An 8,389-nucleotide genomic window follows, 5' to 3' on the forward strand; every position below is an offset into this window, starting at 1 on the left:
CCGCGCAACATCACGACCGAGCGAGACCTGATCGCGAACTGTCATGAATCCAACCTGGGTTGTATTGCTCCACACCGCACTCGACTATGCGGTCGAGTTCGCGGAGGTGGCCGTTTTTGGCTTTCTGGTGGCTGGGTTGCTTCAGCAATTCGTGCGCGCGCAGGCCCTGCAGCGCCTGGTCACCGGCGGTGTCGTACGCGCCAATCTGGCGGGAGCGTTGATCGGGTTCGCGACCCCTTTGTGCTGCTGTACCGCCATTCCGACAGCCATGAGTTTGTTCAGGCAGACCCAGCGTGCCGGCCCCGCCTGTGCCTTCCTCATCGCCACCCCCTGGTTCAATTGGTATGGCTTGAGCGCGCTATTCATATTTCTGGGACCTCGAAACGGCGTGGCTGTCGCGACAGCCGCCGTGCTCACAGGGTGGGGAACCGGAATGCTGGTTGATGGGTGGGCCCTGCGGTCAAGCCGCGTTGCGCCCGCCTCGCCGGCGCTTGTCAGGGAGGGCATCGCCGAGGCGTCGGCCACCGGTGCGCCTGCCGAATCATCCTGTGCGACCGAACGCTGCGGTTGTGACCCTGGCGAGTTGGTCTCCGCAGAAGGATCCGGTTGGTTCGACTTCCACGAGCCAGCGCGGAAACTGCGCGCGGCTTTGGGTACGGCCTTCGCGCTGTTTCGCGAACTGGCGCCTTGGATCGGTGCGGGCATTTTGCTTGGCGCAGCGGCCAAGGTGTACCTGCCGGCGGATTGGGTCAGCCGATACCTCAGCGGCGAAGGGGTCGCGGGTGTCGGTTTCGCCCTCATGTTCGCCGGCATCGTGTACACGGACAGCCTCGGCTCGCTGCCCTTTGTCCATGCCTTGCTGGAAAAAGGCATGGGTCCCGGCAATGCCATGATCCTGCTGGTTGCCGGAGTGGGCAGCAACGTCTCGACACTTGGCCCCGTCGCGCGCACCATGGGGCGGCGCAGCGCGACGCTTTATGCCCTCGGTGTGCTCGTCATCACCGGGATCTTGGGGCTCGCGCTCAATCGTTAGCCCTTACCGGCCCGAAGCATCAATGGTCGATCGGCAACCAGGCACCTTCAATTTCGGAGTCTTTCCTATTCCCTATGGTTGACTGGCGGTTGTGCGTCTGCAGACGCAGAAGGCTCATCGCATCAGTGCTTTGATGAGTTGTCGCACGACTGGCGTGCTGTACTCCCGTCCCCCGACGGCCTGTCGGCCGAGGCGCCCTTGCTTGTCGATCAGATAGGTCGTCGGAATGCCCATCACACCGAAGGCAGGGGCTGCATCAAGCCGACTTGCCTGAATCGACCGCACCACAACTGGCTGCCGACTCACTCTTTGAAGCCCAGCGCCTTGAACACCAAGGCAGCCGGACAAAAGCCAGTGAAGCCCATCTGGAACAGATTGAGGCCGACGAAGGCCGTCAGCCACAGCCAGGTCGGGTGGAGCAGGTCGACCTGTCCCATGATCTGGGCCAGCACCAGGCTGAGCAGCACCATGAACCCGGCCATGATGCTGACCATACGATTGACTGTCATTGAAATCTCCTTGGACGATGCGCGGGGAAAAGACACAAATCAGAGGCAGGCCTGGCCGACGAACTTCAGTTCGCCGGAGCTGCGGATGCCTGGGCGCGCAAATGGACCTTGCCCTTTATGGCAAGCTGCGCCACGAGATGGATTGCACTGGCCTCGCTGATCTTGAGTTGTGAAGCCAGCGCAGCGGTATCGACTTCGCCCTGTTGGGCCAGCGTCGCAAGCGCTTCACCCTCCAGACTCTCCATCCAGGTGGCAAACAGCGCATGCAGCTCCGGCGTGGCAAAGGCTGCCATCGACGTCATTGTGTGCAACGCATTGAGCATCTCGGCTTGCATGCCCATGCACATACTCATCATGTTTTGCATGGGGTTGGGAGCCTTGCCCGCCTGCTGATTGCGCATCTGCCCCATCATCTTCTGCATCATGGCCATCGGGCCTTCGCCGCCCGAGCCCATTTGGGCCATCATCTTCTTCATCATGCCCATACCCATCATCATCGGGTTGGCACCACCGCCCGATTCAGGCTGTGATTCGCTGCCTGTCTTGCTGTCTTGATCTTTCGCTTCCATGTCAATCTCCTGGTGGATGATGCCGTTGATCGTCTCGGTGTTACGGTTGGTTTGTCACCAGCGCCGCACCGAGACCGATGAGGCGGCGTGTCTTGCGGTCCAATGCCCCCTCCGGGCCATAGACCGCAGCATGAAAATGGTTGCCCTGCTCGATGAGCGGTTCATGTTCCGCGGGCATGGCGTTCTCCTGGGCTGGTTCCGTGGGTGCGGGTGAAGATGGCCGCATAGTGGTAGGGCGGCAATTCGACCTGCGCTTCCAGGGCGAAGCCTGCCGGCTCAACCACGGCTTGCGTCTGCGCGGCAGACATGCGCAATTCGGTGCGCGGCCCCCGTGGTTGACCCAGCACGGGGGTCTGTTCGCGCGCGATCGGGTGCCAGTTGACGATGGCGAAACGTCCGGCGGGTTTGAGAACGGCGGCGATTTCCCGGGCCAATGCCATCGGGTCCGGCACGCCGTGGAAGGTGTTGGCGATGAGGACATGATCAACCGGCGCGGGGATCAACCGACTCAGCTTCATGGCATCCCCAAGCACCCAATCGCAATGACCATAGGGCACACAGACGGCCCGAGCTTGCTCCAGCATGATGGGGTCCAGGTCGAAGCCGATGACGCGGCCCGCGTCGCTCCGCAGCCCAGATCGACCACGTGCATGCCCGGCTCAATGCGCAAGGCCGCGATCAAGCCGTCAGGATCGGGCCACAAGGTCTGCCACCAATCCTGATCCGGCATCGCGGTGGCGGGAAACAAGCGTTCCTGCATCATGCTTCGAGATCCTTCTTCATGCGCTGGTAGTCATCGGCGCTGATTGCTCCGCGCGCATATCGCTGATCGAGGATGTCCCGCGTCGGTGCATGCCGGAGCCGCCGCACATCGGTCCACCGGTGCCGCGGAACAAAAAGATCAACAGAACGACCAGAAAAATCAGCGGAAAAACCCACATCCAGGGAAATCCGCCCCACGGTCCATAGAGCCACATCATGATCTCACCTCCAGAGTTGTTGTTGCCGTCGCGGCGCCGGGCCGGCCACGCCGAGACGCGCCGTTGGCCGGTGGAATCTGGCGAGCATCCAGCCAATTCGCGAGTTCACGCAGGATGCCCGGCAGGGAAGGGTCAGCAAGGCAGTAATAGATGAAAGGGCCACGGCGCTCGGCGCGCACCAAGCCGGCTTCTCGCAGCATGCGCAGGTGAAAGGAGACATGGGTCTGGCCCATGCCGGTGGCCTGGATGATGTCCGTGACCGGGCGGCATTCCAAACCCAATCCGCACAAGATGCGCAGGCGGGTTGGTTCGCCCAGCACCTTGAAAGCGGCCACCAAACGGGTTTGCTCGGAGGTGGAGAGTGCCATGGCATCAAATGAATCGTTGTTTATATGAATAACAGTTCATATGTTAGCGACTCTTGCGCCCATGTCAAAGGCCATGCTTGCGGCAGGCCGAGCGCTTCGCCCGGTTGGAATGAAGCCCGCTCGCTGACTGGTGTGGGGGTGCGCTGCGAGCAAACGCATCCCGATGTCCGGATGGGTGCGCATGACCGCCCACTCCGCATCGGTGAGTGGGGCTGATTTGCACAGGATGGCATCGGGCACACCAATCTTGCTCAGATCGTGCAAAAACCCACCGAGGCTGACGCGCGCGACCTCCACTGCATCCAGCCCCGCCGCAGCGGCAAGCATGCGTGCATAGCGGGAAACGCGCCACAAATGGCCGCCGGTATACGGATCGCGTGCTTCGACAAACCATGCCATGTTGGGCAGGCTGACCAGCAGGTGATCGGCCGTCTCGTCGGACCCAGGACGGGTGCGCGGACCAAGCCAGCGTGCGAACCATCCGCTTCGCCACGTCAGCGCTTCTTCTTCTTTGCGTGGCAGCCCTGCGCGGGTTGGTTCGTCATCGCCTTGTTGCTGCATGGTTCTCCCCCTTTTGTCCGGATGTCCTCATCAGTCGCGCAAGCTGCGCTAACCTGACAGGCAGGAGGGGGAATCTCGATCGAGATGCTTGGCGCCGATCGGCAGTTCGTCCCTTCGCGCAGGGATTTGCAGTCCTGAATCGGAGTCAAGACGATGCAACTTATTTCAAATGGTCTGACCATCGGCACCGTCGCCCGGGCGGCAGGGGTCCATGTCGAAACCATCCGGTTCTACCAGCGCAAGGGCTTGCTGTGCGAGCCCTTGCGCCCGCAGGGCAGCTTCCGCCGCTACGGACCCGATGACGTCGCCCGCCTGCAATTCATCAAATCCGCCCAGCGCCTGGGCTTCAGTCTCGACGAGGTCGCCGGCTTGCTGCAACTCGACGACGGCATGCACTGCGACCAAGCGCGCGAACTGGGCGAACGCAAGCTCATGGATGTTCGCGCCAAGATAGCCGGTCTGCACCGCATCGAAGCGGCTCTGGCCAGGATGGTGCGCGACTGCGGCTCCAGCCTCGGATCCACGTCTTGCCCCTTGATCGAAGCACTGCATGCCCGTGTTCGCGACACGACACTTGAGCACGGCGATCCCGCGCATCCTTGATGCGTCGGGGCGGGGCAAGGCCACAAGACCTTGTCAACCATGGCGCGGCGCCGCTTGACTCCGGACTCTGGTACGGCCCTACAGTGCCGCCATCGTCAACCCCTTGGAGTTTCGGCATGCCGCAGCAACCCAGTCCATCCAACCCGCCCACTGGGCGCGGCGCCCTGTTCGCCGGTGGGCTCGCGGCCATCCTGGCCTCGACCTGTTGCCTGGGTCCTCTGATCCTGCTGTCGCTGGGCATCAGCGGCGCATGGATCAGCAATCTGACCTTGCTCGAGCCCTACCGGCCAATCTTCATCGGCGCCGCCCTCATCGCCCTGTTCTTCGCCTACCGCCGCCTGTTCAGGGCCCCCGCGGCGTGCACGCCCGGCGAGGTCTGCGCCATTCCCCAGGTCAACGCCACGTACAAGGCGCTGTTCTGGGTCGTCGCCGCCCTGATCGTCGTCGCCCTGGCTTTCCCCTACGTCGCTCCCCTGTTCTATTGAAAGGAATCCTTATGAACAAGCTCCTGACCGCTCTCGCTGTCGTCTCTGTTTTCAGCGCCCCTGCCTGGGCTGCCGAGCAGACGGTGACGCTCGCCGTGCCCGGCATGACCTGCCCGGTGTGTCCGATCACCGTCAACAACGCTTTGCACACCGTACCTGGCGTCGAAAAGGTGGACATCAATTTTGGGAAAAAAATAGCCCAAGTCACGTTCGACGATGCCAAGACCAACGTCAAAGCCCTGATCAAGGCCACCACCGATGCGGGCTATCCCTCGACGGTGGCGCAGTAAGTCGATGGCGCGACGGTTCGACCGACGCCCGGGCCATGCCGCCGCGGCGGGGCGTTCCGTCCTTCACCCCCTCGAAACAACGTTGTGCATTGGAGATGCCGTCATGCCCAACCCCTTGAGTTTTCTGACACGTCTCGGCGACAAAGCCGGCTCCCTCGGCGCGGTGGCTTCGGCCATGGGCTGCGCCGTGTGCTACCCAGCCATTGCCAGCATCGGCGCGGCCATCGGGCTGGGTTTTCTCAGCCAGTGGGAAGGTGTTCTGTTTCGCGTCGTGCTGCCGCTGTCCACCGTGCTCGTCATCCTGGCCAACGGCCTGGGTTGGTTCGCGCATCGCCAATGGCATCGCACGGCGCTCGGCATGATCGGTCCGGTGCTGGTGCTGATTGGGCGCTATAGCTTCATCAGGGGCCTCGTGTATCTGGGCCTGGCCGTCATGCTGGCCGTGGCGATCTGGGATTTCGTCTCGCCCGCTAATCGCCGCTGCAGCATTGATGGCAACGCCCAGCCGAGCCAAGCCAGGCATTGATCTTCACCAAACCGAACCTATCCACCCCAAGGACAAGCACATGCAAACCCTGAGCATCAGCGGCATGACCTGCGACACCTGCGCCACCCACGTCAAGGACGTCCTGGAAAAGTTGCCCGGCGTGAAGTCCGCGCAGGTCTCGTACCCGCAGGGGACGGCCCAGGTCGTCGCCGATGCCGGCGTCTCGTTTGATGCGATGGCGGCGGCCGTGGCCAAGGCCGGCTACGCGGCGAAACAGGCGGCCCGGTCGCCCGAGAGGTCGAACGGCCAGCCCGGCGACGCCGCCGGCTCCGCCCGGCGCGGCGATGGCGGCGGTTTGCGCATCGCCGTCATCGGCAGCGGCGGAGCGGCCATGGCGGGGGCCATCAAAGCGGCCGGCAGCGGCGCGCAGGTCACGCTGATCGAGCGCGGCGTCATCGGCGGCACCTGCGTCAACGTCGGCTGCGTGCCGTCCAAGATCATGATCCGCGCCGCGCACATTGCCCACCTGCGGCGCCACAGCCCGTTCGACGCCGGCATCGAGCCTTGCACGCCCACCATCCTGCGCGACAAGCTGCTCGCGCAGCAGCAAGCGCGTGTGGACGAACTGCGCCACGCCAAGTATGAAAGCATTCTCGAAGGCCAGCCGGCCATCACCACCCTGCGCGGCAAGGCCCGGTTCAAAGACGGCCGGACGCTGGCCGTGACCCTGCACGACGGCAGTGAGCGCATGATCGGTTTCGACCGCTGCCTGATCGCCACCGGCGCCAGTCCGTCCATTCCACCCATTCCGGGCTTGAAGGACACGCCGTACTGGACTTCGACCGAGGCGCTGGAAAGCGGCACGATTCCGCCGCGCCTGGCGGTCATCGGCTCCTCGGTGGTGGCGCTGGAACTGGCCCAGGCCTTCGCCCGCCTGGGCAGCCAGGTCACCATTCTGGCGCGTCATACGCTGTTCTTCCATGAGGATCCCGCCATCGGCGAAGCCGTTGCCGCGGCGTTCCGCGAGGAGGGCATCACCGTGCTGACCCACACCCAGGCCAGCGCGGTGGCCCATGCCGGCGGCAGCTTCGCGCTGACCACGAACCATGGCGAGATTCGGGCCGAGCGCCTGCTGGTGGCGACGGGCCGCGCGCCCAACACGGCGGAGCTGAATCTGCCAGCCGCGGGTGTCAAGCTTGATGCGCGCGGCGCCATTGCGGTGGATGGCCATCTGCGCACCAACGTGCCGCACATCTACGCCGCCGGGGACTGTACCGATCAACCCCAGTTCGTCTATGTGGCCGCAGCCGGGGGCACGCGCGCGGCCATCAACATGGCCGGAGGCGATGCGACACTCGACCTCTCGGCCATGCCGGCCGTGGTGTTCACCGATCCGCAGGTGGCCACCGTGGGCCTGACCGAGGCCGAGGCGCAGCGTCAAAACATCGAGACCGACAGCCGCACGCTGGGCCTGGAGAACGTGCCCAGAGCCCTGGCCAACTTCGACACGCGCGGCTTCATCAAGCTGGTCACTGATGCCGGCTCCGGACGTCTGCTCGGCGTACAGGCGGTGGCCGCCGAAGCCGGCGAACTCATCCAGACGGCGGCACTCGCCATTCGCAATCGCATGACGGTGCAGGAACTGGCCGATCAGTTGTTTCCCTATCTCACCATGGTGGAGGGGCTGAAGCTGGCCGCCCAGACCTTCACCAAGGATGTGACGCAACTGTCATGCTGCGCGGGGTGAGCCGATCGAAGCAGCCCCGCAAATCACTTCTTGCGCATCGGGCAGGTGCGAATCCCGAGCACCATGTAGAGTGGACAGATGCCCACCGCCCCCGCGACCAAAGGCACAACGCCAATCCAGCCCCAGAGGCCAGTCACATGGGTCAGCGTCAGGGCGATAAGCACCAGACCAACAATCACGCGCAAAGCGCGATCCAAGGTTCCTTCATTGACCAAGCGCGAACGCGTGTCGGCCGCGCTCAAAGACCCGGCGCAGAAGAACAACCGGGATTATGTGGACATCATCATCGCGCTGGGCATGGCGAAGGAAGGCTTCGACTGGATTTGGTGCGAGCATGCGCTCACCGTGGGCTACCGCGCCAGCCTGACCGAGATCGTGCAGATCATCGGCAGAGCGACCCGCGACGCGCCCGGCAAAACCCGCGCACGGTTCACCAACCTGATCGCCGAGCCGGATGCCGCCGAGGAAGCCGTCACCGAGGCCGTCAACGATACCTTGAAGGCCATCGCGGCCAGCCTGCTGATGGAACAGGTGCTCGCTCCGCGCTTCGAGTTCAAACCCAAGCATCCCGACAGCGGCCCGACGCCGGGCTTTGACTACGGCGAGGCTGGCTACGACCCCAGCCGCTGCAATGTCGGTGTCAATGCGCAGACCGGGGGTAAGCGTCCTGCGAACCCATCTTTTCAATGAATTGTGGCTGAGCGAAGCTTGGGTTTTTTCGGAGGCCCCATGCGATCAGACAAACTCAGTGCAGAGC

Annotated in this window: 13 protein-coding genes and 2 pseudogenes; 7 read left to right on the forward strand and 8 right to left on the reverse strand. The window is 63.7% G+C overall.

Annotation, left to right across the window (positions count from 1 at the left end; all coding sequences use genetic code 11):
• Positions 1–43: 43 nt before the first annotated feature.
• Positions 44–1,033, forward strand: a complete 990-nt coding sequence (locus ABT24_RS08525; protein WP_276729967.1) for a permease — start codon at positions 44–46, stop codon at positions 1,031–1,033.
• Between the two features lie 302 nt (positions 1,034–1,335).
• Here the strand turns inward: ABT24_RS08525 and ABT24_RS08530 are convergent, their stop codons facing one another.
• The 7 genes and pseudogenes from ABT24_RS08530 to ABT24_RS08560 all read right to left on the reverse strand — a co-directional run bounded on the left by ABT24_RS08530 (position 1,336) and on the right by ABT24_RS08560 (position 4,020).
• A complete protein-coding gene (locus ABT24_RS08530; RefSeq protein WP_276729964.1) occupies positions 1,336–1,542 on the reverse strand; it encodes a YgaP family membrane protein in 207 nt (68 codons plus the stop codon).
• A gap of 65 nt (positions 1,543–1,607) precedes the next feature.
• Positions 1,608–2,111 (reverse strand): hypothetical protein, encoded by a 504-nt coding sequence (locus ABT24_RS08535; RefSeq protein WP_276729961.1) that lies wholly within the window; start codon positions 2,109–2,111, stop codon positions 1,608–1,610.
• Positions 2,112–2,151: 40 nt separating this feature from the next.
• A complete protein-coding gene (locus ABT24_RS08540; RefSeq protein WP_276729957.1) occupies positions 2,152–2,289 on the reverse strand; it encodes a carboxymuconolactone decarboxylase family protein in 138 nt (45 codons plus the stop codon).
• Positions 2,273–2,749, reverse strand: a pseudogene (locus ABT24_RS08545) (class I SAM-dependent methyltransferase); the annotation flags it as partial. The gene ABT24_RS08540 and the pseudogene ABT24_RS08545, both read right to left, overlap by 17 nt.
• 121 nt (positions 2,750–2,870) lie before the next feature.
• A complete protein-coding gene (locus ABT24_RS08550) occupies positions 2,871–3,086 on the reverse strand; it encodes an SHOCT domain-containing protein (protein ID WP_353743840.1) in 216 nt (71 codons plus the stop codon).
• A 1-nt stretch (position 3,087) separates the two neighbouring features.
• Positions 3,088–3,459: an ArsR/SmtB family transcription factor gene (locus ABT24_RS08555; RefSeq protein ID WP_276729949.1), complete on the reverse strand. Its 372-nt coding sequence runs from the start codon at positions 3,457–3,459 to the stop codon at positions 3,088–3,090.
• 36 nt (positions 3,460–3,495) lie between these two features.
• Positions 3,496–4,020 carry an HD-GYP domain-containing protein gene (locus tag ABT24_RS08560; protein WP_276729947.1) on the reverse strand — a complete coding sequence of 175 codons (525 nt, stop codon included), beginning with the start codon at positions 4,018–4,020 and terminating at the stop codon, positions 3,496–3,498.
• A 153-nt stretch (positions 4,021–4,173) separates the two neighbouring features.
• Here ABT24_RS08560 and merR point away from each other — a divergent pair, with 153 nt between their 5' ends.
• The 5 genes from merR to merA all read left to right on the forward strand — a co-directional run bounded on the left by merR (position 4,174) and on the right by merA (position 7,632).
• Entirely contained in the window at positions 4,174–4,623 is a 450-nt protein-coding gene (gene merR, locus ABT24_RS08565; protein ID WP_276729945.1) for a mercury resistance transcriptional regulator MerR, read from the forward strand.
• A 116-nt stretch (positions 4,624–4,739) separates the two neighbouring features.
• Positions 4,740–5,108 (forward strand): mercuric ion transporter MerT, encoded by a 369-nt coding sequence (gene merT / locus ABT24_RS08570; RefSeq protein ID WP_276729943.1) that lies wholly within the window; start codon positions 4,740–4,742, stop codon positions 5,106–5,108.
• Positions 5,109–5,119: 11 nt separating this feature from the next.
• Entirely contained in the window at positions 5,120–5,398 is a 279-nt protein-coding gene (gene merP / locus ABT24_RS08575) for a mercury resistance system periplasmic binding protein MerP (protein WP_276729940.1), read from the forward strand.
• 103 nt (positions 5,399–5,501) lie between these two features.
• On the forward strand, positions 5,502–5,924 hold the full coding sequence (gene merC, locus ABT24_RS08580; RefSeq protein ID WP_502689011.1) for an organomercurial transporter MerC: 423 nt from the start codon (positions 5,502–5,504) through the stop codon (positions 5,922–5,924).
• A gap of 40 nt (positions 5,925–5,964) precedes the next feature.
• Positions 5,965–7,632 carry a mercury(II) reductase gene (gene merA, locus ABT24_RS08585; RefSeq protein ID WP_276729938.1) on the forward strand — a complete coding sequence of 556 codons (1,668 nt, stop codon included), beginning with the start codon at positions 5,965–5,967 and terminating at the stop codon, positions 7,630–7,632.
• A gap of 23 nt (positions 7,633–7,655) precedes the next feature.
• Here merA and ABT24_RS08590 read toward each other — a convergent pair whose 3' ends face one another.
• The gene (locus ABT24_RS08590; protein ID WP_276729937.1) at positions 7,656–7,829 is read right to left on the reverse strand and encodes a YgaP family membrane protein; all 174 of its coding nucleotides are present in this window, start codon (positions 7,827–7,829) and stop codon (positions 7,656–7,658) included.
• A gap of 13 nt (positions 7,830–7,842) precedes the next feature.
• On the opposite strand from ABT24_RS08590, the pseudogene ABT24_RS08595 reads away from it, so the two are divergent.
• Positions 7,843–8,289, forward strand: a pseudogene (locus ABT24_RS08595) (DEAD/DEAH box helicase); the annotation flags it as partial.
• Between the last annotated feature and the right edge of the window lie 100 nt (positions 8,290–8,389).

The organism is Thiomonas sp. SCN 64-16 (assembly GCF_001725585.1).
Classification (GTDB): Bacteria; Pseudomonadota; Gammaproteobacteria; order Burkholderiales; family Burkholderiaceae_C; genus Thiomonas; species Thiomonas arsenitoxydans.